Source organism: Haloterrigena salifodinae (assembly GCF_003977755.1).
GTDB classification, from domain to species: domain Archaea; phylum Halobacteriota; class Halobacteria; order Halobacteriales; family Natrialbaceae; genus Haloterrigena; species Haloterrigena salifodinae.
In genome coordinates, this window is record NZ_RQWN01000003.1 from 220,373 (window position 1) to 244,140 (window position 23,768).

General features: G+C 64.6%; 21 protein-coding genes and 1 tRNA gene. 11 read left to right on the forward strand and 11 right to left on the reverse strand.

Annotated elements, in window-relative coordinates; translation table 11 throughout:
- The first annotated feature begins 140 nt into the window (after positions 1 to 140).
- The gene (locus tag EH209_RS15645) at positions 141 to 2,021 is read left to right on the forward strand and encodes an MEDS domain-containing protein (RefSeq protein ID WP_126663800.1); all 1,881 of its coding nucleotides are present in this window, start codon (positions 141 to 143) and stop codon (positions 2,019 to 2,021) included.
- Between the two features lie 155 nt (positions 2,022 to 2,176).
- Here EH209_RS15645 and EH209_RS15650 read toward each other — a convergent pair whose 3' ends face one another.
- The 3 genes from EH209_RS15650 to EH209_RS15670 all read right to left on the reverse strand — a co-directional run bounded on the left by EH209_RS15650 (position 2,177) and on the right by EH209_RS15670 (position 5,214).
- Complete coding sequence (locus EH209_RS15650; protein WP_126663801.1) at positions 2,177 to 3,415, reverse strand: C45 family autoproteolytic acyltransferase/hydolase; 1,239 nt, start codon at positions 3,413 to 3,415, stop codon at positions 2,177 to 2,179.
- A gap of 1,001 nt (positions 3,416 to 4,416) precedes the next feature.
- Positions 4,417 to 4,491: transfer RNA gene (locus EH209_RS15660), tRNA-Arg, on the reverse strand.
- Positions 4,492 to 4,830: 339 nt separating this feature from the next.
- Positions 4,831 to 5,214: a hypothetical protein gene (locus EH209_RS15670; protein ID WP_126663802.1), complete on the reverse strand. Its 384-nt coding sequence runs from the start codon at positions 5,212 to 5,214 to the stop codon at positions 4,831 to 4,833.
- 363 nt (positions 5,215 to 5,577) lie between these two features.
- Between EH209_RS15670 and EH209_RS15675 the strand changes: the two genes are divergently transcribed.
- Together EH209_RS15675 and EH209_RS15680 are read left to right on the forward strand one after the other, a co-directional pair.
- The gene (locus EH209_RS15675; RefSeq protein WP_126663803.1) at positions 5,578 to 6,174 is read left to right on the forward strand and encodes an AAA family ATPase; all 597 of its coding nucleotides are present in this window, start codon (positions 5,578 to 5,580) and stop codon (positions 6,172 to 6,174) included.
- The gene (locus EH209_RS15680; RefSeq protein ID WP_126663804.1) at positions 6,171 to 6,584 is read left to right on the forward strand and encodes an RNA-binding domain-containing protein; all 414 of its coding nucleotides are present in this window, start codon (positions 6,171 to 6,173) and stop codon (positions 6,582 to 6,584) included. Before EH209_RS15675 ends, EH209_RS15680 begins: the two co-directional genes overlap by 4 nt.
- Positions 6,585 to 6,648: 64 nt before the next feature.
- Here the strand turns inward: EH209_RS15680 and EH209_RS15685 are convergent, their stop codons facing one another.
- On the reverse strand, positions 6,649 to 6,999 hold the full coding sequence (locus EH209_RS15685) for a hypothetical protein (RefSeq protein ID WP_126663805.1): 351 nt from the start codon (positions 6,997 to 6,999) through the stop codon (positions 6,649 to 6,651).
- A 114-nt stretch (positions 7,000 to 7,113) separates the two neighbouring features.
- Here EH209_RS15685 and EH209_RS15690 point away from each other — a divergent pair, with 114 nt between their 5' ends.
- Positions 7,114 to 8,046, forward strand: a complete 933-nt coding sequence (locus EH209_RS15690; RefSeq protein ID WP_126663806.1) for a CBS domain-containing protein — start codon at positions 7,114 to 7,116, stop codon at positions 8,044 to 8,046.
- Positions 8,047 to 8,186: 140 nt separating this feature from the next.
- Here the strand turns inward: EH209_RS15690 and EH209_RS15695 are convergent, their stop codons facing one another.
- Together EH209_RS15695 and EH209_RS15700 are read right to left on the reverse strand one after the other, a co-directional pair.
- Positions 8,187 to 9,200 (reverse strand): hypothetical protein, encoded by a 1,014-nt coding sequence (locus tag EH209_RS15695; protein WP_126663807.1) that lies wholly within the window; start codon positions 9,198 to 9,200, stop codon positions 8,187 to 8,189.
- Between the two features lie 127 nt (positions 9,201 to 9,327).
- The gene (locus EH209_RS15700) at positions 9,328 to 10,719 is read right to left on the reverse strand and encodes a signal recognition particle protein Srp54 (protein WP_126663808.1); all 1,392 of its coding nucleotides are present in this window, start codon (positions 10,717 to 10,719) and stop codon (positions 9,328 to 9,330) included.
- 146 nt (positions 10,720 to 10,865) lie between these two features.
- Between EH209_RS15700 and EH209_RS15705 the strand changes: the two genes are divergently transcribed.
- Both EH209_RS15705 and EH209_RS15710 read left to right on the forward strand, forming a co-directional pair.
- Positions 10,866 to 11,087 (forward strand): type II toxin-antitoxin system HicB family antitoxin, encoded by a 222-nt coding sequence (locus EH209_RS15705; RefSeq protein WP_126663809.1) that lies wholly within the window; start codon positions 10,866 to 10,868, stop codon positions 11,085 to 11,087.
- A 164-nt stretch (positions 11,088 to 11,251) separates the two neighbouring features.
- On the forward strand, positions 11,252 to 11,806 hold the full coding sequence (locus EH209_RS15710) for a hypothetical protein (protein ID WP_126663810.1): 555 nt from the start codon (positions 11,252 to 11,254) through the stop codon (positions 11,804 to 11,806).
- Between the two features lie 142 nt (positions 11,807 to 11,948).
- On the opposite strand, the gene EH209_RS15715 is transcribed toward EH209_RS15710, so the two are convergent.
- Positions 11,949 to 12,707, reverse strand: a complete 759-nt coding sequence (locus EH209_RS15715; protein WP_126663811.1) for a helix-turn-helix domain-containing protein — start codon at positions 12,705 to 12,707, stop codon at positions 11,949 to 11,951.
- A gap of 65 nt (positions 12,708 to 12,772) precedes the next feature.
- Here EH209_RS15715 and EH209_RS15720 point away from each other — a divergent pair, with 65 nt between their 5' ends.
- From EH209_RS15720 to EH209_RS15730, 3 genes are all read left to right on the forward strand, one after another.
- Positions 12,773 to 13,411, forward strand: a complete 639-nt coding sequence (locus tag EH209_RS15720; protein ID WP_211338372.1) for a PaaI family thioesterase — start codon at positions 12,773 to 12,775, stop codon at positions 13,409 to 13,411.
- A gap of 297 nt (positions 13,412 to 13,708) precedes the next feature.
- Entirely contained in the window at positions 13,709 to 15,148 is a 1,440-nt protein-coding gene (locus tag EH209_RS15725; RefSeq protein ID WP_126663812.1) for a dihydrolipoyl dehydrogenase, read from the forward strand.
- 31 nt (positions 15,149 to 15,179) lie between these two features.
- Entirely contained in the window at positions 15,180 to 16,745 is a 1,566-nt protein-coding gene (locus EH209_RS15730; RefSeq protein ID WP_126663813.1) for a sensor histidine kinase, read from the forward strand.
- 60 nt (positions 16,746 to 16,805) lie between these two features.
- Here the strand turns inward: EH209_RS15730 and asnB are convergent, their stop codons facing one another.
- Together asnB and EH209_RS15740 are read right to left on the reverse strand one after the other, a co-directional pair.
- Entirely contained in the window at positions 16,806 to 18,674 is a 1,869-nt protein-coding gene (gene asnB, locus EH209_RS15735; protein ID WP_126663814.1) for an asparagine synthase (glutamine-hydrolyzing), read from the reverse strand.
- 419 nt (positions 18,675 to 19,093) lie between these two features.
- Positions 19,094 to 19,888: a sulfurtransferase gene (locus EH209_RS15740; RefSeq protein WP_126663815.1), complete on the reverse strand. Its 795-nt coding sequence runs from the start codon at positions 19,886 to 19,888 to the stop codon at positions 19,094 to 19,096.
- A 281-nt stretch (positions 19,889 to 20,169) separates the two neighbouring features.
- Between EH209_RS15740 and EH209_RS15745 the strand changes: the two genes are divergently transcribed.
- Positions 20,170 to 21,027, forward strand: coding sequence for a sulfurtransferase (locus tag EH209_RS15745; protein ID WP_126663816.1), 858 nt, complete (start codon positions 20,170 to 20,172; stop codon positions 21,025 to 21,027).
- Positions 21,028 to 21,131: 104 nt separating this feature from the next.
- On the opposite strand, the gene EH209_RS15750 is transcribed toward EH209_RS15745, so the two are convergent.
- Entirely contained in the window at positions 21,132 to 21,578 is a 447-nt protein-coding gene (locus tag EH209_RS15750) for a DUF2391 family protein (protein ID WP_126663817.1), read from the reverse strand.
- Between the two features lie 137 nt (positions 21,579 to 21,715).
- Positions 21,716 to 22,912, reverse strand: coding sequence for a polysaccharide deacetylase family protein (locus EH209_RS15755; protein ID WP_126663818.1), 1,197 nt, complete (start codon positions 22,910 to 22,912; stop codon positions 21,716 to 21,718).
- 186 nt (positions 22,913 to 23,098) lie between these two features.
- Here EH209_RS15755 and EH209_RS15760 point away from each other — a divergent pair, with 186 nt between their 5' ends.
- The gene (locus tag EH209_RS15760; RefSeq protein ID WP_126663819.1) at positions 23,099 to 23,734 is read left to right on the forward strand and encodes a rubrerythrin family protein; all 636 of its coding nucleotides are present in this window, start codon (positions 23,099 to 23,101) and stop codon (positions 23,732 to 23,734) included.
- The last annotated feature ends 34 nt before the right edge of the window (positions 23,735 to 23,768 follow it).

Consider the following 23,768-nt stretch of genomic DNA (forward strand, 5'->3'; position numbering starts at 1 on the left):
CTCGCGAGAACGACCTCGACCGTTCAGTACGCGTCTGTCGCGAATGCGAAGTCAGTCGAGACCCACCGAACGAGACGTAGTGATGTCTATCTGACTGAAAATACGCAATTTTAACTGCTTCAGCCCACTATCGATTTCCAATGAGTGAACGGATCGAGTCCGATTCTCAGTCGGAAGTGGGGTATCCCGAAACCGGGTCTGAGACGTTGACGTATAGCCCGGAGTTGCGTGGCTCAGCCCCTTCTCTCGATGCCCACGAACACGCTAACGATCACTTTGCGCTTATTTACGAGTCCCAAGAGGAGCAGTTCGCGGCCGCTATCCCGTTCATCCGCAAAGGACTCAAACGGGACGAGCGGTGCCTGTACATCACGTACGAGAATACCAGAGCGGAGGTCATCGAAGCGATGCGGGCCTACGATATCGATGTCGATACGGCCCTCGACTCGGGACAGCTTTCCATTCACGACGAAGAGGAGACCTACCTCCGCAACGAGACGTTCGACGCGGACGAGACGATCGAGTTCATCGACGCTGCTATCGAAGACGCCACCGAAGAGTACGAGGCGCTCCGCATGACCGGCGAGATGAGCAGCGTCTTAGAAGAGGATCCCGACGGCGAGGAACTCGTCAAATGTGAGGCGAAGGCGAACTATCTCTTCGACGATGCGGACGGCATCGCGCTCTGTCAGTACAATCGCGAGCGGTTTCCCGCGGACATAATCCGCGACGTCATCAGTACTCATCCGCTCCTCATCCACGATAACCGGATCAGTAGCAACGTCTACTACACGCCACCGACGGAATTCTTCGGCCCCGAGAAGGCGGACCGCGAGGTCGACCGCCAACTGGGCATGCTCCGAGAGCAAACCGACGTGAAAGACAGACTTTCCCAGCGCGAGCAACGCCTCCGGGAGCTGGCGGAAGACCTCCAAGAAAACGAAGAACGACTGCAACTCGCGCTCGAGGCCGGAGAAATGGGCATGTGGGAACTCGACCTGCAGACGAAGGACTCGCCCATCCGATCACGTCAGCACGATCTCATCTTCGGCTACGAGGAACCGATCGAGGAGTGGACCTTCGAGACGTTTCTCGATCACGTTCACCCGGACGACCGTGAGAACGTGGAACGGTCCTTCGAGGAGGCCTTCGAGGCGAGTAAATGGGCGTTCGAGTGTCGGATTATCAGAGCCGACGGTGAGGAGCGCGAAATCTCGGCTCAAGGAGCGTTCCACTCCGACGACGAAGGGGACCCAGTGCGTGCGGTCGGGGTCGTCCGAGACGTCACGGATCGCAAAGAACGCGAGCGACAGCTCAGGGAGTTAGTCGGGCGACTGGAGGAGTCGAACGAACGCCTCGAGCAGTTCGCCTATGCGGCCTCGCACGACTTACAGGAGCCGCTGCGGATGGTGTCGAGCTACCTACGGCTCATCGAGAACCGATACGGCGACGCGTTCGACGAAGACGGCGAGGAGTTTCTCGAGTTCGCGGTCGACGGTGCCGACAGGATGCGGGAGATGATTCAGGGGCTGCTCGAGTACTCTCGAGTCGAGGCCGAGGGTAAACCCTTTCAGGCGGTCGATCTCGACGTCGTGCTGGAAGACGTCTGCGAGGACCTCCAGCTCCGGATCGACGACAGCGGTGGCGAAATCACCAGCGAACGGTTACCCACCGTAGAGGGCGATGCCAACCAGCTTCGACAGGTATTCCAGAACTTACTGTCCAACGCTATCGAATACAGCGGCCAGGAACCACCGCGAATTCACGTCTCCGCCGAACGCGATGGAGCGGAATGGATACTCTCGGTACGCGACGATGGGATCGGGATCGGTCCCGACGATGCCGACCGCATCTTCGAGGTCTTCGAGAGCCTCCACACGAACGACGAACACGCTGGAACCGGAATCGGGCTCGCGCTCTGTGAACGCATCGTCGAGCGCCACGAGGGAGACATCTGGGTCGAATCAACACCGGGCGAGGGATCGACGTTCTCTGTTACGTTACCCGGCCCGGAAGCGTAAGGGAGTGTCCACAGCGGATAGTGCTCGCTCCGTTCGATCAGTTTGCGCCTCCTGTTCAACACCACTGGCGGTCGATGACGGGAACACATCGGACTCGTCGCTCGAACGAGCGAATAGCAACGGAAACCCGCAATCACGCCGCGACGCAGTGCGACTCAGTGCAAGCGGTCGAGCCACCGCTGGCCGGTCCGGAGGTCGGTCGGAATCTCGTCGCCGAACGTACAGCGGATGCGCTCGGCCTCGCAGGGATTGCCCATCGCGGCTTCGATCGCCGGCGACCCACCCTCGAAGATGGCGCTGCTCGCGGTCGTCAACTGTCCGAAGGCGTGGGGTTCGTCTGTCTCGGGCTCGGGATGGCGACAGATCGAGTCGTCCCCTGGGCCGTTCGCGTGGTCCCGCGCGAACCGCCAGAGGTCCTCGCGGTCCAACTGTTCGTCGCCCTCGAGCAACTCGAGCGCGCGCTGGCGACGTTTCGTCGAACTCTCGGCTTCGGCCGACGCCGAGCACACGAAGTGGTTCGTCCGGGTGACGACGGAGTCGTCGTCGGCGGTGATCCGCTCGGCCGCGGGGTTGACCTCGAGCAGGACCGCGTCGGTGTCGTCGGCCAGAAACAGCGTCTGGCCCATCAAGCGACGCGTGGGCCGGGACTCGAGGAACTCGCGGGCGCCCTCGATGGTCGCACACTCCTCGAGCAGCATGCGGATGACGGTGCCGTTTCGTAGTCGGGTTTCGGGGGTGACGTCCTCGCCCTCGCCTTCGCAGTCGATGTACGTGTTCGCCGCGACCAGCCCCTGATCGTTGACGCCCTTGAACATCGAGACCGTCCCGCAGGTGTCGATCGTGAGGAGCCCGTAGTAGTCGTCGACCGGCGGCTGCTCGACGATCGACTTCGGGCGCGTGCCTCGGCCGGCGATGTCGCGGTTCTTGAGCACCAGCGGGCCGGTGGTACCGGTGTCGGCGCCCGTATCGATCCCGCCGTCTGACTCGACTCGCGGCGGCGCGACGAGCGCGTTCGTACACCCCTCTCCGATTTCGCTACCGACCCCTTTCGGATGCTTCTCCGAGCGACCCTCTCCCTCGGCCAGTTCCTCGCACAGCTCGGAATAGGCGAAGACGTATACCTCGTAGACTGCCGGATCGACGTCGAACACGTCGGCCATCGCCTCGTAGGCTCGCCGGTGGCGATCCGGCAAGCTCTCCTGGCTGCGACGGCCGTACTCGAGCAGCGGCTCGAGGTCGATGCCCTGCTCGTCGATGATCGACTCGAGTTCGTCGATCGCCCACTCGACGGCCTCGCGCTCGGTTTCGGCGCGCCGTTGTGCGTGCTCGGCGAACGAGTCGACGCCGGCGATCGAATCGTCGTACGCGGTGGTGTCGACGGCCGTGTCGTCCATATCGGAAGCTAGGGCTCGAGGGGGTTGTATCGCCGGCCTGAATTAGCCTCGAGCCAAGTACGGCAGTCGTTCGGCGATCAGTGCAGGTGAGTGACGGGAGCGAATCGGCTGGGGAGGATGTGGCGATTCCCTGTTGCCGCGGTAACGGATCGCTTCCTCTCATCACTCTCCTCCTCGAGTGCACTGATCACTACGCGAGCGGACTCGAGGCACAAATAGGTACTAAACTAAAGGGTGTACGCGCGTCGGCAGCGGGGATTGGTGATCGTCGCGCGTGGCGATGATCGATGTCTTTCCCCCCGATCCCCACTGTGATGCCGGTGTCCGGCACTGCCGACATTCTATTTAACGTTAGTGGCCGGCATTAGTGTATCGGAAACATTCAACTATCCTTGTTGAGAAAGCGAGTACCCCGCTAATGCGAGCCCGGCGCAACCTGCTGACGACGTCCGCTATCGTCGGTACCGCCGGCTGTCTCGAACCGCCGGTGACCGGATCGCCACCGTCCCGTCCGCAGAGGAGTTTCGGGTTTGACGTCCGAACGGTCGACGGTGCCGAACTAGTCCGAATCACGACGACGAACGTCAGCGGTAATCTATCGGGTCCCAGGGTTCGGATCGGCGATACGGTCGCCTACACTGACGCCGATATGGCGAGGCGTACACCGCCAGCCGCGAGTACGTCAACGAGTGGGACGACGGGATCGACTCGGACGATGTCCTCGAGTTGACGACCGGTAACGCGCTCCCCGAAAAGCGGCTCCGTATCGACGTCGAACGCGACGAGCGCGACGAATACGTCAGCATCGGGGAGACAGACTTGACCGTCGCCGACCCCTGACGGAGTGAAATTCCTCGAAGAAAACTACTGTCGCTCACGGATTAGTCGCGACAGAAGCGGGCGCGATGGGATTTGAACGACGCCGTCGGCTCGCTACCGCTCGCCGCCGTCTACTTCAAATCCCACGTGCCGGTTCGCTCGTCACTGCGTTCCTCGCTGCACGGGCGCGATGGGATTTGAACCCACGACCGTCGGATTAGAAGTCCGACGCTCTTTCCGGACTGAGCTACGCGCCCTCGAGTAGGAATCCATGTCGGATCGGTATAAGCGGTGTGGATTCTCCGTAGCTTCCCGCGAAACCGGTACAGCGAGGTGACGAAGGCAACCGGTCGACCAGCCAGATCGCCACCGAATGGCCGACGGTCGTCGCCGCGAAGAGGGCCGCGAGGGTGGCCGGAAGAAACTCAGCCACCAGCCGACAAGAAGCACTGCGCTCGAGTCAGCAGGAGTACTGGCCGCGAGCCAACTCCGGACGGGACCGCTGAGCGGAGACGGACCGCACGCTGTCGGTACGGTCCGAGACAACCGCGAAAAAAGCCGAGAGATGGCGACCGTCTTCCGTTCTAATAGTGATTCTAGCCGGAGATGTTGCTTTCCGCGTCCGACTCGTTGTCCTCGGTACTGGCGTTGTCGCTGAACGGATTGTCCGATTCGGTTTCGCCGGCGCCGGACTCGTTTTCGACGCCCGCGGAGTCGTTCTCGTCCGCGCTCGGACCGGACATGCCGCCGTCTTCGGAGTCGTTCGCGCCCGTACCCGGTGCGGCGTCGCCGTTTTCGCCGGTGCCGGACTCGTCGCCCGTCTCGTTCGCGGCGGGGTCGCTCCCGTCGGAGGACCCGCCGTCCTCGCCGTTGGATTCGTTCTCCTCGGACCCGAGGTCACTGCAGCCGGCGAGGGCAGCGATCGCGCCGGCACCAACTGTCGCGGCGAACCGTCGTCGGTCGAGTTTCGGAGCTGTCATAGCGTGCAGTCGACGGCGATGATCGACTGCTAAATAACGGCGACAGTCGGTTCGAATTGTTAGTCCGGCTTGTATCGAATTATCCGTCGTAACGCGAGCCGAGTGAACGGTTGCACTCGTCGCCGCCGTTGCACACCGGACAAGGTGGAGGGTACGACCGCCACGCGTCCGGTCGCGGGTGCAGACGTGAGCACGGCGACGACCTGCTTCGAGCGGGGCGCGTCGCGCACCGTGAGCGAGTCGGATACCCGTGACCGACGGACGTTTGCTGATCGCAATCCAACCGTTTCGTCCGCCGCAATCTCGGTGGGCTCGAGCGACGAACAACAGCGCTTATGCACGTCTCGCCGATACGTTTCTCCGATGCACGTCATCGGAACGGTGGGACTGCCCGGCAGCGGGAAGGGCGAGGCCGCGACCGTCGCGCGCGAACACGGCATCCCGGTGGTGACGATGGGCGACGTCGTCCGCCAGGAGACGACCGACCGGGGACTCGACCCGACGAAGGACCACGGGAAGGTCGCGCAGGCGCTGCGCGACGAGAACGGACCGACCGCGATCGCCGAGCGATCGCTCCCGATGATCGAGGACCGTCTCGAGGACCACGACACCGTCCTCGTCGACGGTATTCGGTCGGACACCGAGGTCGACGTCTTCGAGGAGCGGTTCGGCGAGGCGTTCACGCTGGTCAGCATCGAGGCGCCGTTCGAACTGCGGGCCGAGCGCATCGACGCCCGCGGCCGGGACGCCGGCGAGAGCGACGGCGGCGAGGGGTTGGCCGCCCGCGACGAGCGCGAGCGCGGCTTCGGGATGGACAACGCGATGGACCGGGCCGACGTCGTCATCGAAAACACGGACTCGCTCGAGACCTTCCACGAGCGCGTCGAGGCGATCATCCGCGAGGGCCCCGGCTCCGAATCGGAACCGACACCCGACTCCGTCTCGAAGACCGACCCATGACCGACATCTACCGCGTCGACGTCGAGATCACGGCGCCGATCTACGACACCGAAGTCACGAGTCGGGTCGTCGACGCCGTGGCCAACGTCTTCCCCAATGCCGACCTCGAGGAGGAGTTCGGCGAGGTCAGGGCCGAAGCGCACGCGATGGACCACTTCTCCGATCTGCTCCACCGACAGGAGATCCTCGATACCGCCCGCGGCGAGTTCTTCGCGAACCGCGAGGGCGATACGTTCAGCTTCGCGCTGAAGAAGCAGGCGGCCTTCGAGGATCGGATCAATTTCTCGGTCGGCGAACCGGACGAACTCGGCGAAATCAGCGTCCGCGTCCGCGTCGAGGATCCTACCGTCGAGGAGTACATCGATCACATCGCGCCGCCGACCGAGGACGGCCGCCCGGTCGACGCCTAAGTCACGTGCGGCGGTCTCGAGTCGCCAACCCATCGATGTCGAGTCGACGGTGGTCGACTGCGACTCACCCAGTTCTGACGAACCGGAAGCAATAGTACACCGAGCAGGTCCCGAGTCCAGCGGAGACGGCCGCGTATTCGGCCGTTCCGGAGACGGCGAACGCGATCCCGACGAAGAGCGCGACACCACCGGCGAAGGCGAATTTCTGCCCGTCGCGGTCGGTAAGCCCGCGACTGACGGCGATCATCGCGACGACGATCGCGTAACAGACTCCGAGACTGATGCTCACGTCCGCGAGCGATCCGTCTCGAACCGCACTCGAGAGCATCACGAGATTGACGAGAAGGAGCACGCCGAGTCCCCCGACTGCCGGATCGCGCCAGTCGAGCCAGGTTGCGGTCGTGGATCGAGACATATTCCGAACGAAGCTCGCCTGCAATATAATTGCATGTATTCCAACTGGAATCCAATCGCCAACGAGCGAACGACGGGCGGGGAGTGAAAAGCCACCGACACGTACGTCGAGAGGATGCACGACACGATCACCGTCTCGGAGATCATGGTCACCGACGTCGTCACCGCCCCGCCGGACGCCACCGCCTCTCGCGCCGCGACGCTGTTGCGCGACGAGGGCGTCAGTTCGGTCGTCGTCGTCCGCGACGGCGCGCCGATCGGCATCGTAACCGAAGGCGACTTCCTCGAACACCTCTGTGAACGCACCGACCTCGGCAGCGTCGAACTGACCGACGTGCTGTCGGCGCCCCTCGAGACGATCGCGCCCGACACGTCAATCGTCGACGCCGTGGCCGTCCTGCGCGAGTCCGGCTTCGAACACCTCCCGGTCGTCGACGGCGACGGGGGCGGCGACCTCGTCGGTATCCTCACCACGACGGAACTCAGCTACTACGTCCCGCACCTCGCCCGTCGGACGGGGGGACTCGGGGCCGATCGCCCGCGACAACGGGTGCGAACCGACACCCAGTACGAGCGCGACAACTGGACGTTCGAGTACCGCGCCGACAACGAGTCGACCGTCGACGTCGGCGACGTCGCCCGGTTCTCGAAGGTGATCTCGGAGAGCGACGTCGAGGCGTTCGCCGAGATCAGCGGCGACACGAACCGGCTGCATCTGGACGCGGCCTACGCGGCCGAAACCAGATTCGGCGAGCGGATCGTCCACGGCGTCCTCGCCACCGGACTGATCAGCGCCGCGCTCGCCCGCCTGCCGGGGCTGACGATCTATCTGTCACAAGAGAGCAGTTTCCTCGCGCCGGTGCCGATCGACGACCGCGTGATGGCCGTCTGCGAGGTCGTTGACGATCTGGGCGGCTCGAAGTACCGGATCGAGACGACCGTCACCGACGGCGACGGAACGACCGTGCTCGACGGCGACGCGGTCGTCCTCGTCGACGACCTCCCGCCGGAAGCGGCGGCCGAAGACGAACCGGTGGCCCACGATTGACGACGCAACGGGAACGCTCTCAGTAGCGGCAACGCTGAACCGGGTCCACTAACTCGAGGCGATTGCGGATCGGCAATTCGAGTCGATTGCGGACCGTCGGTCCAAGCCGTTGCGAATCGCCGATCCGATCGATTGCGCGGTTATGTACAGTTACGAGCGTCTTCGAGCGCCTGTTCGCCCGCTTCCTTGTGATTTTGAGCCGCGAAACGATCGCCGTCGGACGCGGCGATCGCCCACTCCTCGAAGGACCCCGCGGCGTCAGCCAGGTGTTCGCTCTGGCAGGTCGCCGTTTCGACGTGCTCGGCGATCCCGCTCGGCGGCTCCTCGTCTTCCTCGAAGGTCGTCGTCGCCGTCTCGAGGGTCGACTCGGCGTTCCCGAAGGCGGTTTCCGCCTTCCCGTACTCCCGATTCTCCATGTGCTCGCGGCCCGTCTGCAGGCCCTCGTAGCCGCCGAGCAGCGACTCGAGTCCGTCGCCGAGGGTCACGAGCGACGCGACCGCGTCGCCGAGCGCCGCGACGCCGTCCGCGAGTTCCGCGGGATCGATCCGAACCAGGCGCTCGAACGCCTCGTCGAACGACTCGACGTCGGCGGCCGCCTCCGCGTGCTTCGTCTCGGCGACCGCGAACTCGCCCGTTCGCTCGTCGATCGTCTCGGACGCCGCCTCGAGGTCGTCGTTATCGTCGGCCGCGGTATCGTCACCGCCGCTCTCGTCGTCATCGCCCCCGATCGCTTCGAAGACGGCCTCGAGGTCCTCCTCGAGCGTCTCGTCGGTGACCGTCTCGGTCACGTCGACCAGTCGCTCGAGGACGGCGGCGTACGTCCGGAGGAGTTCGATCTCGGACTCGCGGTCGTCGCCCAGTTCGTCCGCCGCCGTCTCGAGGTGCGTGCGGGCGCTCTCGATCCGTTCGGTCGGTTCGTCCGGATCGAACTCGACGTCGGTGGGCGCCTCGAAGTCGTCCGCGGCGAACAGGGCGAGGGCGGCCTCGTTCAACTCGCCGACGGCGCGGTCGAGTTCGCGGTCGCCGGTCCGATCGGCGACCGCGACGGAGTTGCCACTCGAAGCGCTACCGGGGAGATCGTCGAGACAACCGGCCGTTGCGACCAGCGTGGCGAGGGGGATACCAGTGCGCGTGAGATACTGCCGACGGTTCATCGACTCGAGGATACGTCTAGAGGAACATGAACGTAGTGGCAGCCGACAATACGTGTCTCGAGTCCGAAACGAACACGCTAGAGGGGAGAATTGATCGGCGGTGAGTTGAGTGAGGATCGCGTCGCGATCAGCCGAACGGCCCCATTCCGCCCATTCCGCCGCCGCCACCGCCGCCCTGCTGCATCTGTTTCATCATGCGCTGCATCTCCTGTTCGGAGCCCATGCCCTGGAACTGCTTGATGGTCTTCTCCATCATCTTGTACTGCTGGAGCAGTTCCCGAACTTCCTCCTCGGTCGTACCCGAGCCGCGGGCGATGCGCTCGATCTGGCTGGCGCCGATGGCCTTCGGGTACTCCTTTTCGGCCTCGGTCATCGAGTCCATGATTACCGAGAACGTGCGCATCCGGTCCTGGGTGACGTCCATCGCGTCGTCGGGAAGCTGGTCCTTGATCCCGCCGCCGAAGCCGGGGATCATGTCCATCACCTGGTCCAGCGGCCCCATGTTGTTCATCGCCTCCATCTGTTTTTGCATGTCGTGGAGGGTGAACGAGCCCTGGAGCATGTCTTCGGGGTCCCAGTCCTCTTCTTCCATCTCGGTCTGCTCCATGGCGCGCTCGACGCGCTCGGCGAGCTGGCCGAGATCGCCCATACCGAGCAGCCGCGAGATGAAGCCGTCGGGCTCGAAGCGCTCGATGTCCTGGACTTCCTCGCCGGTCCCGAGGAACGCGATCGACGAATCGGTCTGGTCGACTGCGGTCAGGGCGCCGCCACCCTTCGCGGTCCCGTCGATCTTCGTGATGACGACGCCGTCGATCCCGATCGACTCGTCGAACTGCTGGGCCTGATCCTTCGCACCCTGCCCGATCGCCGCGTCGAGGACGAGCAGCGACGTGTCGGGGTCGGCGACGTCCTCGATCTCTTCGATCTCGTCGATCAGTTCGTCCTCGAGCGCGTGGCGACCCGCCGTGTCCACGATGTGGACGTCGGCCTCGCTGGTCTCCTCGAGGCCCTTGCGGGCGATTTCGACGGGATCGTCGTTGTCCGGGTTGCCGTAGAAGTCGACCTCCGCGCGCTGGGTCATCTCCTTTGCCTGCTCGTAGGCGCCGGGGCGGAAGGTGTCGGTCTGGATCACGGCGGGCCGGAGTCCCTTCGTCGAGAACCACCACGCCATCTTCGCGGCGGAGGTAGTCTTACCGGACCCCTGCAGCCCCGCGAGCAGGATGGTCTGTTCCTCGAGGGGCAACTCGGTGGAGTCGCCGATGAGATCGACCAGTTCCTCGTAGACGATGCGGAGGACGAAGTCCCGCGCCGGCGTCCCGGCCGGCGGTTCTTCCTCGAGCGCTCGCTCCTTGATGTTGTCCGACAGCTCCATCACGAGCGAGACGTCGACGTCGGCGGAGAGCAAGGAGCGCTGAATCTCCTTGACGATCTCCTCGATGTCCTCCTCGCTGATGCGTGACTTCCCGCGGAGTTTATCTAAGGTGCCCCGCAGAGAACTCCCGAGATCGTCGAGTACCATTTGCTCAGTCTACGGGGCGATGGCGTTAAAGGCTTTTTCTACTCTACACGGCGCGAACGGAATCCCGAGACGAGATCACGGTCGATACGAGACGAACCCGAGGCGGCGTCGGTGAGTATTTCACCCGACCGGAACAACGTCCGCGTATGAGTTCCGACGCGGACGCCGATCCCAGCGAGTACGAGGCGCTCGAGGACGCCGACGTCACGATGCGCGAAACCGAACACGGCCTCCACATCGCCGACGACGAGGTCACCGGCGTCTCGAGCCAGGGCCAGACGCCGGAGGAAGCCGTCCGGAACCTCGCGGAAGCGGTGCGATCCTATCGGGAGGCGACGGACGACGATACAGGCGACGATTGGCTGTAAGTGTGGCAGTGATAGCCGGATAGGGTCGTCAGTGGAATCGTGTTGCCAACCAGCACCAACACACATAGCGTCGACAATAAGAACCGTTCTCCGCGCACAGCAATTCTTTCGATAGACGCACCAGAGTAACTATCCCCCCCTGCGGTGAACGAGTCTATTGTCGCATGGACCAGACACGATCCGATTCACCGCGCGGAAGCGACTCGACGACCGACTCGGCGATGGCGCGCCGGCGCGTGCTTCGAGGCGGAACGGGGCTGGCGGCGACGGCCCTCGGTATCGCGACGCTCGGCGGCCAGGCCGCCGCGCACTTCCCGACCGATCTCGAGATCGACGTCAAGCCGGGCACCGAGCGAGCGCCGATCAACCCGAACAGTTGCGGCGTGATCCCGGTCGCCGTCCTGCGGACCGACGAGTTCGATCCGACGAGCGAGGACGTCCGGTACCGGTTCGGTGCCCCCGACGTCGTGGAAGGCGGCGACGGCGCGCGACCGATGCACGGCGGCCACGCGGTCGACATGAACGGCGACGGACGGGACGATCTCCTGTTGCTGTTCCCAGCCCCCGACGCCGGGTTCGACGGCGACGAATCGACCGCCCGCCTCGAGTGGGAGCGAAGCGAGGACGGCGCGCACGGACTCGCGGGAACGGCGCCGATCAGGATCGTCGGACGACGCGGCCGAAAACAGGGTCGAGGGCACGCCAGTAGCTCGCAGTAACGACGACCGCCGGAAGCCCGCGGTGACGACGCGTCCCGCACGCGGGCATAATCATCATATTTCCTATACCAGTGGATGGTAATACGGTTTCTTTATTCAGTGTGGTTCGTGAAAATCGTGTTCAGTATAGGTGGTGTGTGTATCACTCGGGACTGACTCGGTTGGTACTGGCCGCAGGCAACTGACTCTCATTGAAGACCTGTTCAGTCATCCATTGCTCTGCGCGACGGAGCCGGTACCGGAGCGTCGACTTCGGAATATCGAGGGCATCCGCTACCTCGCCGAGCGAGGCGGCTCGTGGCATCTCGTAGTAGCCGAGATCGATGGCCATCTCGATTGCACGGCGCTGGTCGTGCGAGAGCGTCGACGTCGGGACATCGACTGTCGACCATGACGACGGTGTCCCGACCTGTTTCAGCGACAGGTTGACGCCATCAGGCAGTCCATCTTGGAGACGGTCGAATACTTCCCCGCCAGCAGCCTCCCCGGGGAGGAGAACGCGCCACTCGTAGACGTTCCCACGTCGCCGAGCATCGAATAGTGGCCCTTCGCCGAGCGTCCGAGCAACGAGGTGCGGGACGGAGTGACAGTAGCGTCCGCCGGTGGTGTACGCGTAGACGAGGCGACTCTCGGAGCCGTCCTCAACCACCTCGTACTCGCTCTCGTAGCTACAGTTCGGATGCACTCCGAGACATTCGTTGCACACTGTGGGGTCGGTCACGACCGCTTCCAAGCGCTCCAACGCTTCGCTCGGACCGGTGAATCGGTCGACGCGCCACAACCCCGCGTCGGATACTGAGACGCGCAGTGCCCGACCGACGAGGTCCTGATTGTCGATGAACACATCCATTAACGGGTCGGCCCCGCGCTTGTACTCGGCGGCGAAGATATATTCGCGCATACGCAATATCAAACGCCGAGTATTCAAACAGCTTTCGCGCTATTCCAGATGGAGAGCGCAGAGAGTTGCGCATACGCAACCATAGAGTTACCTCCCATCTGAACAATCCCATCGGTGTGCACAACGCTGACACCCACTCGGTGACGGTCGAATTGCCTGCCGACGTATACGAACGACTGGATGACGAGAACGGCACGACAGCATCCGAATCACTCGCATCCCTCGCCGAAGAGTACGCCCGACAGCGAGACTCTATCGAGATGTACACGAACCGAGATAGTGAGATGCGCTCACCGATGACAAAGCCGACGGAGACCAACCCGCCCATCGCGGAACTAATCGGGTTCGACGTGGCCGACGTCGGCGACGGTGAGGCGGTGATGACGTTCGAGGCTGGCCCGCAGCACGCCAATCCGATGGGGACGCTCCACGGTGGAGTCCTCTGTGACGTGGGAGATGCGGCAATGGGGTACGCGTACGCAAGCACGCTCGAATCAGACGAGTCGTTCACAACGCTGGAACTGAAGGTGAATTACCTCCGTCCAGTATGGGACGCGACGCTAACGGCGACAGGACGCGTTGTTTCGGGAGGTCGGACCGTTGGACTCGTTGAATGCGACATCCATGACGAGGAGGATCGGCTGGTGGCCCGCCTTTCCAGTACCTGTCTCACGCTGCGTGGCGATCAGGCCAGTGGTCGCTAACCGCTCCGGTTCACTGATACATTCGCATCCGTACGTAGTGAATTATCTGATTCAGTTCAGACGATGTTCTGGATAAAGAAACCGCATTATATCTACTGATACGCTCCAGGACTTCTCCGGGAAGCACGAACGCTCACCGAAACCGGCTCGTGCCCGTGCTGCGGGCGATCGTCCGCGAACTCACGGTCGAGGGCGTGACGTTCGCGGCCGGTTCAATCGCGCACAACGGCTCCGAGGGACGGATGCCCTCGAGTCGCAGGGCTCGGTTTTACGCCTGCATCCGTGGTCGACACACGTATGGACGAGTACGATCTGGTCGTGATCGGCGGCGGTTCGGGCAGTCAGGTCGCGACGGCGGCCGCTGAACGGGGCCTCGAGGCGGCCGTGATCGAGCGCGGCCCGCTCGGCGGCGCCTGTATCACGCGGGGCTGTGTCCCCTCGAAGGCGCTGATCCACCGCGCAGATATCGCGGAGTCGGCCCGCCGCGCCGAGTCATTCGGGGTCGAGGCCGTGCTCGAGGGCGTCGACTACGACGAGATGACGGCGGCGATCCACGACACGGTCTACGAGAAGGCCGACCACCAGAAAGCGAGCCTCGAGGAGGCCGAGAACGTCGCGCTCTACCGCGGCGAGGGCCGGTTCGTCGACGAGCGGACGCTCGAGGTCGATCTGAACGACGGCGGCGACGCCGAGGTCCGGGGTGACAGCGTCGTCCTCGCAGTCGGGAGTCGACCGATGATCCCGCCGATCGACGGTCTCGAGGACGTGGATTTCCTCACGAGCGATGACGCGCTCTTCCTGGACAAACAGCCCGATTCGCTGGTTGTCGTCGGCGGTGGCTACATCGGCGCCGAACTGGGCTACTTCTTCGCCGCGGTAGGAACGGACGTTTCTATCGTCGGGCGCAGCGAGGGCCTCGTTCCGCGGGAGGACGAGGCGGTCGGCGAGGTCGTGACGGAGTCGCTCGAGCGCTACTGCGATGTCTACACCGGCTACGAGGCGGCCCAAATCAGGGAGAACGATTCGGGCGTCGTCGTAACCGCCGAACCGAGCGAGGACGGTGGTGACGGTGACGGCGACAGCGTCGACCTTGAGGCCGACGACCTGCTGCTCGCGACGGGACGACGACCGAACACGGACACGCTGAACCTCGAGGCGACCGGCGTCGAGACCGACGACGGCGAGTACGTCGTCGTCGACGACCGGCTCGAGACGACCTGCGACGGCGTCTGGGCGCTGGGCGATATCGTCGGCGAGCAACCGTTCAAACACGCGGCGGACTACGAGGCGAAGACCGTTTCGGCGAACCTCCTCGAAGACGCCGACCGGGCGGTCGATTACGGCGCGATGCCCCACGCCGTCTTCACCGAGCCGCAGGTCGCCAGCGTGGGTCGAACGGAGGGCGAACTCAAGGACAACGGTCGGGAGTACGAGTCGACGACGGTCCCCTTCGACGCCGCGCCGCTTGGGATGATTATGAACGCCGACGACGGGTTCGTAAAGGTGCTCGCAGCGCCCGACGGCGAGATTCTGGGCAGTCACATCGTCGGCCCGCAGGCCTCGACGCTGATCCAGGAGGTCGTCACCGCGATGGACGGCGGGGGAACCGTCGACGACATCGCCGAGCCCGTTCACGTCCACCCGGCGCTCACCGAGGTCGTCTACGCCGCGTTCGACGACCTCTCCTCGAGCGAATTCTCGACGGCGCCGGACTGGCGGGACGTCAGTGACGGGTAGCTTATACGGGATCATCGCGTTCTAGCCACAGATGGGCGACCGATCAGAACCGACGGAACCGCACGACGGCGACGCGTCCGCTGCCTACGAGCGGATCGCCGACGCCGTGTTCGCACTCGACGAAGAGTGGCGGTTCTCCTTTCTGAACGACCGAGCCGAGCGACTGCTCGAGCGGTCCGAGAGCGAACTGCTCGGGACGGTCGTCTGGGACGACTACGCCGACGCGTTCGAGTCGTCCCGACGAGCGTTCGAGCGCTCGTTCGAGACGCAGGAACCGGTCTCCTTCGACGCGTTCTCCCCGCCCTTCGGCGCGAGACTCGAGGGCCGCATACACCCCTCGGAGACGGGGATCACGGTCTGCGTGCGCGAGGTGAGCGACCGCAACGGTCGAGAAAGAGGGACCCGGGAGCGCGAACGTGCGCTCAGGGACGCCTACGAGGTCATCGCGGACCCGGAGCGACCGTTCGACGACCAGCTCGAGGCGCTGCTGGGCGTCGTTCGACGGACGATCGGCACGGAGTACGCGGCGCTGTCGTGCGTCCACGAAGACGCCAACGAATACATCTTCGAGGCCATCGACGCGCCGCCGGACGCCGATCTCGAGGCGGGAGACACCGCTCCGCTCGATGCGACCAACTGCGAACGAGTCGTCAGTACCGAGCGAACGCTCGTCCTCGAGGACGTCGACGAAGACGCGCCGGAGCTGGCCGATCGCGCGGGCAACGCCGAGTGGGGGATCTCCTGTTATCTCGGGACGCCGGTCTCCGTCGATGACGAGGTCTACGGGACGTTCTGCTTCTACGATCTGGACGCCAGAACCGAGGAGTTCTCCGACTGGGAGGTCACCTTCGTCGAGCTGCTCGGCAACTGGGTGAGCGCCGAACTCGAGCGCCGCCGGTACGAGCGGGAACTCGAGGAATCGAACGAGCGGCTCGAACAGTTCGCCTACACCGCCAGCCACGACCTTCAGGAACCGCTCCGGATGGTCACGAACTACCTGTCGCTGATCGATCGACGGTACGGTGACGAACTCGACGACGACGCCGAGGAGTTCATCGAGTTCGCCGTCGACGGCGCCGAGCGCATGCGAGACATGATCGACGGGTTGCTCGCGTACTCCCGCGTCGAAACGCGAGGGAATCCCTTCCAATCGGTCGACCTCGACGCCGTCCTCGAGGACGTACGGAGCGATCTGGAACTCAGGTTCGAGGAGACCGACGCGGTTATCTCGAGCGAGTCGCTGCCCCGCGTCGAGGGAGATCCCGGCCAGTTGCGGCAGGTGTTCCAGAATCTCCTCTCGAACGCCGTCGAGTACAGCGACGGCCCGCCGCGGGTCCAAATAAGTGCCGAGCGTCGCGGCGACGAGTGGGAGATTTCGGTCAGCGACGAGGGCATCGGCATCGATCCCGACGATCAGGAGCGGATCTTCGAGGTGTTCGAACGCCTGCACAGCCACGAAGAACACGACGGGACGGGGATCGGTCTGGCACTCTGCCGACGCATCGTCGAGCGCCACGGCGGCGAGATCCGGGTCGACACCGAACCCGACGAAGGGGCGACGTTCCGGTTCACGCTTCCGGCGGCTCGAGACTCGTGACCGCCGCGGCTCGAGCCGAACGGCGCAGCGACGGGGACGACGAGCGACGCAACGACGGTGTTAGACGACCGCGTTCTGCTCGTCGATGAAGGAGTGGTACCAGGCGACGTAGGTGAGGATCATCCAGAGCGTTCGACCGACCGACTCCTCGCCGCGGCGGTGGGCGTCCCGGAGCGCCGTGGCTCGGTTCGCGTCGACGTACGGCGTCTGTCGGAGTTTCTCCCGCGTGAACCAGGTCTCGATCGAGTCGTGTTCCTCCTCGAACCAGTCCTCGACGGGCGGGCGCATTCCCATCTTCTCGCGCTCGAGGATCTGATCGGGGAGGAGGTCGCTAACGGCGGTCTTGAGTACTCGTTTGACGTCGTCGTCGTTGACCTTGAGTTCGGCCGGCAGCGAGTGGGCGAACTCGACCATCTCCGTCGAGAGGAAGGGGACGCGAAGCTCGAGCGACTGGGCCATGCTCATGTGGTCGGCCTTGTAGAGGTGGTAGTCGGGCAGCGTGTAGCCCGTCTCGTAGGTCGACATGTGCTGCTCTAAGGACGGATCCGCGACCTCCGCGGTGACCTCGCCGACGTTCGCCCGCAGGCCGGAGGTCGCGGCGGACTCCCCCGTCCGGAGGAACTCGTCCGGTTCGGGCCGGAAGGTCGTGAAGCCACAGACGTGGTTGAGCAGCATTTCCTCGTTGTTCTTCAGCCCGGAGAAGTACCGGAGGTGTTTGTTCCCGACCGGCGCCACCTGCGCGACGGCACCGGCGACGTCGTGGGTGAACTCCGGCATGAAGTCGACCTTACGCTTGTGTTCGGGGACGTGCTGGTACCAGGGATAGCCCGCGAACAGTTCGTCGGCGCCCTCACCGGCCAGCGCGACCTTGACGTCCTGGCTGGCCCGCTCGGAGAGGGCGTACATCGGTAGCATCTGCAGGTGGCCCGTCGGCTCGCCGAGGTACTGCATCATCTCGCCGAACAGGTCCATCGACGAGAGGTCGATAGGGACTTCGGTGTGGTCGGTGCCGAAGTGGTCCGCGACGAGTCGTGCCTCGTCGCTCTCGTCGAGGCGGTCGTCGGTGAACGAGACGGAATAGGTCTTCAAGGGCTCGTCCTTCAGTTGCGAGGCGATCCCGGTGACGGCGGAGGAGTCCAGCCCGCCCGAGAGGAACGCCCCGACCGGCACGTCCGCCATCAGGCGCTTCTCGACGGAGCGTTCGAGCAGGGTCCGCAGTCGGTCGGCCGCCGCCGCCATCGACGTCGTTCGCGTCCCGGTCTCGAGGTCAAGCAGGTCCCAGTACTTCCGTGTCTCGACGCCGTCGTCGGTGATCGTCACCGACTGCCCCGGTTCAACCTTCCAGACGTCCTCCAGCAGGGTCTGGGGCGCCGGCGTGTACTCGAGCGAGAAGTGGTTGTAGACGGCCGCGGGATCGATCGTCCGGTTGACGCCGCCGATCAGCAGCGCCGGGAGTTCGCTCCCCCAGACGTACCCCCGGTCGTTCGTCCCGAAGTACAGCGGCTTGATACCGAACCGGTCGCGAGCGAGGAAGACGGTCTCCGCCTCGCGGTCCCAGATGGAGAACGCGAACATGCCCTCGAGACGGGAGACCATCTCCTCGCCGTACTCCTCCCAGAGGTGGACCAGGACTTCGGTGTCGCACTCGCTCTCGAACTGGTGGCCCTCGCGGGAGAGTCGGTCGCGCAACTCGCCGTGGTTGTAGATCTCGCCGTTGAAGACCACGCCGACCGTCTCGTCCTCGTTCCACTTCGGTTGGGAGCCGCCCTCGAGGTCGACGATCGAGAGGCGGCGCGCCCCCATCATGAGTCCCGCGTCGCGGTCGAGATACGACCCCTCTTCGTCGGGGCCGCGATGTTCGATCCAGTCGAGCATCGACGAGAGCGTCTCGTCGTGGGTCCACCCGTACGCACCAACGATGCCGCACATACCCGATCAACCGAGAATATCGGCCCTTGTAATAGAGGCCTTGCAGCCCGGTAAGCGGCCAGTTACTGTTGGATGATCTACAATAACCGCATTCGATGCGAGTATCGCGATAGTCGACCGGTTTCGTCCGTAGCGCTAACCGGACGAATCAATGAGTAATAGTCAGAGCGAACGGTACCGTATGCCGCTCCTAGAACGGGCCGTCAACCAGGTGGCAGCAGCCGGCCCAACGCGAACGGAATCTGCTGATCGATTCGACTCGAGCGTTTCTCGAGGAGCGCATCGGTCTCGGCTTCGCCGCGCTCCGCGGGTCGGCTACGCCTCCCCGCTCCGTCTCGAGGTCGAGTTCGCTTCGCTCACTCGACCTCGCCTGCTCGCGGGTCACGTTCGTTCCCCGCTCGCTTTCTCGAGGCCTCGTTTCACTCGGCCTCGCCGCTCTCTACCTCCCCGTCGTTCGCCACCCACTCCGTCAGACTCCCCTCGTAGAAGGAGACGTTCTCGTAGCCAAGCGCCCGAAGCACGACGTAGGTGTGGCTGATCCGCCGGGCGGTGTTGCAGTAGAGCACGATCTCGCGGTCGGGCGTGATCCCGTACTCGGCCAGCAGTTCCTCGAGTTCGTCCGCGGGTTTCAGTCGGCGCGTCTCGTCGTCGACGACCTCGCGCCAGTCGAACCGGACCGCGCCGGGCAGGCGGGTCTCCTCGAACTCGTGGGCCTCGCGCGTGTCGACGAACAGCGCGCCGCGCTCGAGGGCCGCCTCGACGGCGTCGTAGTCGACCAGCGGGCTCTCCTCGGGCGCCAGCGGATCGGGGTCGTACTCGGTCGACTCGACGTCGGGGACCTCGCTCGAGGTCTCGTACTCCTGGTTCCAGGCGCTGTAATCCCCGTCGAGCAGGCGCACGTCATCGTGTCCGTACTCGAGGGCCGTGAGCACGAATCGGGCGGCGAAGACGCCGTGAGTGTCGTCGTAGGCGACGATCGTGTTCTCGGGTGTGATGCCGGCCTCGGAAAGAAGGTCGGCAAAGGCCTCGGCGCCGGGGAGGGTCCCGCGGTCGACGTCGCTCTCGTCGCGGTAGCTGTCGAACGGGATGCTGACGGCACCGGGAACGTGACCGATGCCGTCGTACTCCCAGGCGTCCCTGACGTCGACGATTCGTACCTGCGGATCCTCCCGGTGCGCTGCGAGCCAGTCCGGCGTGACGACGGAGTCGTTCATTACGCGGTCACTAGAAGCGAAGCTCCGAGAACGCACCGGTTTGGACGTGAACGATAGGATACCGGGACAGTGGCAACTATTGCTGGTGTCAGCCGAGGAAACGTATCGCTAACTTGGCGCGTTCGCCGAAATTACCGCCCTTCAGCTTCTTTCAACGGCTGTGGACGGAGACGAACGGCGCGGGCGCGCAAAGTGGTGGCAAGTATTTCCGCCACAGTCGATCGGTGTCCGAATTAACCGGTTAAGTAGTCCCTTTGTGTGTCGCCGTTGAACGGGCGTGTATGGCAACCGACTACGCCAACGACGTACTCGTGTCCGCCGACTGGGTCGAGGAGCGCCTCGACGACTTCCAGGACGACGACTCCGACCTCCGACTGGTCGAAGTCGACGTCGACACGGAAGCCTACGAGGAAGAGCACGCCCCCGGTGCGATCGGGTTCAACTGGGAGACCCAGCTCCAGGATCAGACCCAGCGAGACATCCTCGAGAAGGAGGACTTCGAGGAACTGCTCGGCAGTCACGGCATCAGCGAGGACGACACGGTCGTCCTCTACGGCGACAACTCCAACTGGTTCGCCGCCTACGCCTACTGGCAGTTCAAGTACTACGGCCACGACGACGTCAAGCTTCTCGACGGCGGCCGCGAGTACTGGCTCGAGAACGACTACACGACCACCGACGAGGAGCCCGACTTCTCTGAGACCGAGTACGACGCGGCCGGCCCGCGCGAGAGCATCCGCGCCTACCGAGAGGACGTCGAGAACGCGATCGAGCGCGGCGTTCCGCTCGTCGACGTTCGCTCGCCCGAGGAGTACTCCGGCGAGGTCCTCGCGCCCCCGGGACTCCAGGAGACCGCCCAGCGCGGCGGCCACATCCCCGGCGCCAGCAACATCTCGTGGGCAGCCGTCACCAACGACGACGGTACCTTCAAGGACCGCGACGAGCTCGAGGAGCTCTACGGCGAGGAAGGTATCACCGGCGACGAGACGACCGTCGCCTACTGCCGCATCGGCGAGCGATCCTCCGTCGCCTGGTTCGCCCTGCACGAACTGCTCGGCTACGACGACGCCGTCAACTACGACGGCTCCTGGACCGAGTGGGGCAACCTGGTCAACGCGCCCATCGAAAAGGGCAACTGAGCGACGCGTAACGAACTCCGATTTTCCGTTTTTCTCCGACTCGAGTAGCGACCGCGCTATCGTCCCAGTCGGCGACGAACCGAAAAACCGGCTACGCGGACCGACTACTTCGAGAAAACGCTGTCCGCCGTCGCGGCGCCGACGATGCTGAACACGGAGCCGATGCTGACGGCCTTGAGCGTCGTCCACGCTACGTCGACCGTCGTTCCGGGCTCCTGAATCAACGTGGCGGGCGCATTAAATAGGAGCGCGAGGATCAGTACCGACCCGAACGAGACGAGCAACAGCGAGATAAAGCGGATCGGCACGCCGGCGACCTCCTGTTCGACGTCCGGATCGCGAGTCGTATCGGCCGTGTACAGCGCACCGTAGCCGATCGCCGAGACGACGACGATCGTCAGCACCGCCTGGACCGCGCTCATGCTACCCGCGAGGGTCCAGACCTCCTCGGTCACGACGAACGGACCGGCGAGCAGGAAGCCGCCGACGGTCTGCTGTGCCGAGTCGGCCCAGCGGAACTGGCGTGGGCGTCGCGGCCGTCGGATTTTCATGGGCCTCCTTTTCCGCTCATCCGTGAAATACCGACCGATCGGCACGTCAAACGACCCGGCCGCTGCAATCGCAATCGCCGTCGCTCGCGGACGATAACTGCGAGAAAAAACGACCGGTCTACTGCCGGAATACGACGTTATTCGTGCAGGTAGTCCGACGCGAGGTCCGCAGGCGTGATGACCTCGAGATCGCCGTTCGATTTGAGGTCGGCGACCAGTTCGAGCGTCGCGTCGAGGTTCTCGAGTTCGCGGAACGAGATCGTCGTGATCGTCCGCTGGTCGGCGGTCCACTCGAGGAGCGTCTCGGCCTCCTCGGCGTCGGGGTTGGTCGCGCGGGGCACCATGGCGGGGTTGGTCACGTAGCCATGGCCGGGGAAGCCGCCGACGAACCCGAGGTCGTGGTGCTCCGCGACCAGTTCGAGGGTGGTGTCGTCGTACCGGTTGAGCGGGTACGAGAAGTACTCGGCGTCGAACCCGTGGTCCTCGAGCCACGAGGCGGCGCTGGTGATCTCGGCTTTCTGACTCTCCGCGTCGAGCGCGGTGAGATCGGTGCCGGTCGCGCCCTCGCTGGCGATCGTCCAGCCGTCCTCCTGGAGCGACTCGAGCTCGTCCACCGAGGGGTAGCCGGACCCGCCCACGTAGTCGGTGCGGACGAACGCGGTCGCGGGGAGGTCGTGCTCCGCGAGCGCCGAGGCGGCCTCGACGGCGGCCGACCCGTCGGGGAACTCGAGCAGCACTTTCCCGGTGTCGGGTCGCTTGACGAAGTGGTAGTCGTCGACCCACAGGGACATCTCTCGGTCGCCGGCCCAGAACGAGACCTTGGTGTGAGCGATCGAACTCAGGTCCGGGTCGCCGACGGTCTTCTTGTAACCGAGGTCGTGACGGGCGAACGAGCCGTCGGCCTCGACCGCACACTGGAGCAGTAGTCGGTTGCCGTCGGTGTCCGAGAGCTGGATGACTGGATTGACCTCGCGATCGCTCGCGAACGCCAGCGCGGGGAGTTCGTCGGAGAGGTCGCGCGGCGAGTCGAACTCGCGTTTGATCATGACGCGCGTGTCGGACTCGCCGGCGTCCATTCGGGCGGACTGGGAGCCGACGTGCGTGCGCTCCTTGTCGGCGCTCATCGAGCCCTCCATCACCGTCCACTTCGAGAGGTCCTCGAACTCGTCGAATGAGCCCGGATCCTCGTTGATCGGGTCCGACGATCCGTTCTCGTCGCCGGTTTCGTTCCCGTTCTCGTCGCCGTTTTCTTCGTCGGTCTCCGAGCCGCTCAGGGCGGAACAACCGGCGAACAGCGTCGCACCGGCCGTCGCGAGATACACTCGTCGTTTCATTCCGATCGAGGAAATTCGATATAGGGTGATTGTTATAGCTCGGCTATCGTCAGGAACGGCAGTATTAACCGGCGGCTGATAGTCGGAATGGGCCGGCTACTCCCCCGATCGGCTCTCGACCGCGCCCCGACGAGCCGCAAGCGCTATCGCGACAGACCTAACTCGAGGCCCGTCGAAGGGGCCGGTATGACAGCTGCCGAGGCGTTCGTCGAAGCCGTTGAGGAGGACAACCAGACCGCGCTCTCCCGACTCGGGTCCTCGAAGTCGCTGTACGCCGACACCGACGGCGACATCGACACCGAACCCGTCCTCCGGGCGACCGCCAACGCCGAACACGCCGCCTGGCAGACGTTCCTCGAGTGGGCCGACGACGAGAGCCACGAGGCGGCCCGCGAGGCCTTCGAGACCACCGCCGAGGAGGAGCAAGGTCACTACGAGACCGTCCTCGACCACCTCGGTGACGAAGCGTACGAACCGCAGGAAGTGCCCGCGCTCCACGAGTACCTGCGCGGCCTCGAGTCGACCGTCGAGCGCGTCGGCGCCTTCGTCGGCCGGATCCTCGCGAGCCAGCGCTCGAAGGACCAGGTCGTCGGCTACTTCGTCGGCGACGCCGACCCCCAGACCGCGAGCGTCTTCCGCGAGTTCGGCGACGATCTGGACGCCCAGCTCGAGCGCGCGACGGACCTCCTCGAGGACGTCTGCGAGGACGAAGACGACCGCGAGCGCGCCCACGAGGCCGCCGACGGGGCGATCGAGGCCGCCTACGACGAGTACGTCGAGAGCCTCGAGGCGATGGGCGCGAATCCCAAGCCCGTCTGCTGATCGCGACCGGACGCTGATCGTGACCGGGTACTGG

Coding starts and splice junctions, on each gene's coding strand:
- EH209_RS15725 (WP_126663812.1), top strand. CDS start 13,709: ATGGACGAGTACGATCTGGTCGTGATCGGCGGCGGTTCGGGCAGTCAG.
- EH209_RS15700 (WP_126663808.1), bottom strand. CDS start 10,719: ATGGTACTCGACGATCTCGGGAGTTCTCTGCGGGGCACCTTAGATAAA.
- EH209_RS15650 (WP_126663801.1), bottom strand. CDS start 3,415: ATGGACGACACGGCCGTCGACACCACCGCGTACGACGATTCGATCGCC.
- asnB (WP_126663814.1), bottom strand. CDS start 18,674: ATGTGCGGCATCGTTGGTGCGTACGGGTGGACCCACGACGAGACGCTC.
- EH209_RS15645 (WP_126663800.1), top strand. CDS start 141: ATGAGTGAACGGATCGAGTCCGATTCTCAGTCGGAAGTGGGGTATCCC.
- EH209_RS15760 (WP_126663819.1), top strand. CDS start 23,099: ATGACAGCTGCCGAGGCGTTCGTCGAAGCCGTTGAGGAGGACAACCAG.
- EH209_RS15695 (WP_126663807.1), bottom strand. CDS start 9,200: ATGAACCGTCGGCAGTATCTCACGCGCACTGGTATCCCCCTCGCCACG.
- EH209_RS15675 (WP_126663803.1), top strand. CDS start 5,578: ATGCACGTCATCGGAACGGTGGGACTGCCCGGCAGCGGGAAGGGCGAG.
- EH209_RS15670 (WP_126663802.1), bottom strand. CDS start 5,214: ATGACAGCTCCGAAACTCGACCGACGACGGTTCGCCGCGACAGTTGGT.
- EH209_RS15730 (WP_126663813.1), top strand. CDS start 15,180: ATGGGCGACCGATCAGAACCGACGGAACCGCACGACGGCGACGCGTCC.
- EH209_RS15690 (WP_126663806.1), top strand. CDS start 7,114: ATGCACGACACGATCACCGTCTCGGAGATCATGGTCACCGACGTCGTC.
- EH209_RS15715 (WP_126663811.1), bottom strand. CDS start 12,707: ATGCGCGAATATATCTTCGCCGCCGAGTACAAGCGCGGGGCCGACCCG.
- EH209_RS15755 (WP_126663818.1), bottom strand. CDS start 22,912: ATGAAACGACGAGTGTATCTCGCGACGGCCGGTGCGACGCTGTTCGCC.
- EH209_RS15710 (WP_126663810.1), top strand. CDS start 11,252: ATGGACCAGACACGATCCGATTCACCGCGCGGAAGCGACTCGACGACC.
- EH209_RS15685 (WP_126663805.1), bottom strand. CDS start 6,999: ATGTCTCGATCCACGACCGCAACCTGGCTCGACTGGCGCGATCCGGCA.
- EH209_RS15745 (WP_126663816.1), top strand. CDS start 20,170: ATGGCAACCGACTACGCCAACGACGTACTCGTGTCCGCCGACTGGGTC.
- EH209_RS15705 (WP_126663809.1), top strand. CDS start 10,866: ATGAGTTCCGACGCGGACGCCGATCCCAGCGAGTACGAGGCGCTCGAG.
- EH209_RS15680 (WP_126663804.1), top strand. CDS start 6,171: ATGACCGACATCTACCGCGTCGACGTCGAGATCACGGCGCCGATCTAC.
- EH209_RS15750 (WP_126663817.1), bottom strand. CDS start 21,578: ATGAAAATCCGACGGCCGCGACGCCCACGCCAGTTCCGCTGGGCCGAC.
- EH209_RS15740 (WP_126663815.1), bottom strand. CDS start 19,888: ATGAACGACTCCGTCGTCACGCCGGACTGGCTCGCAGCGCACCGGGAG.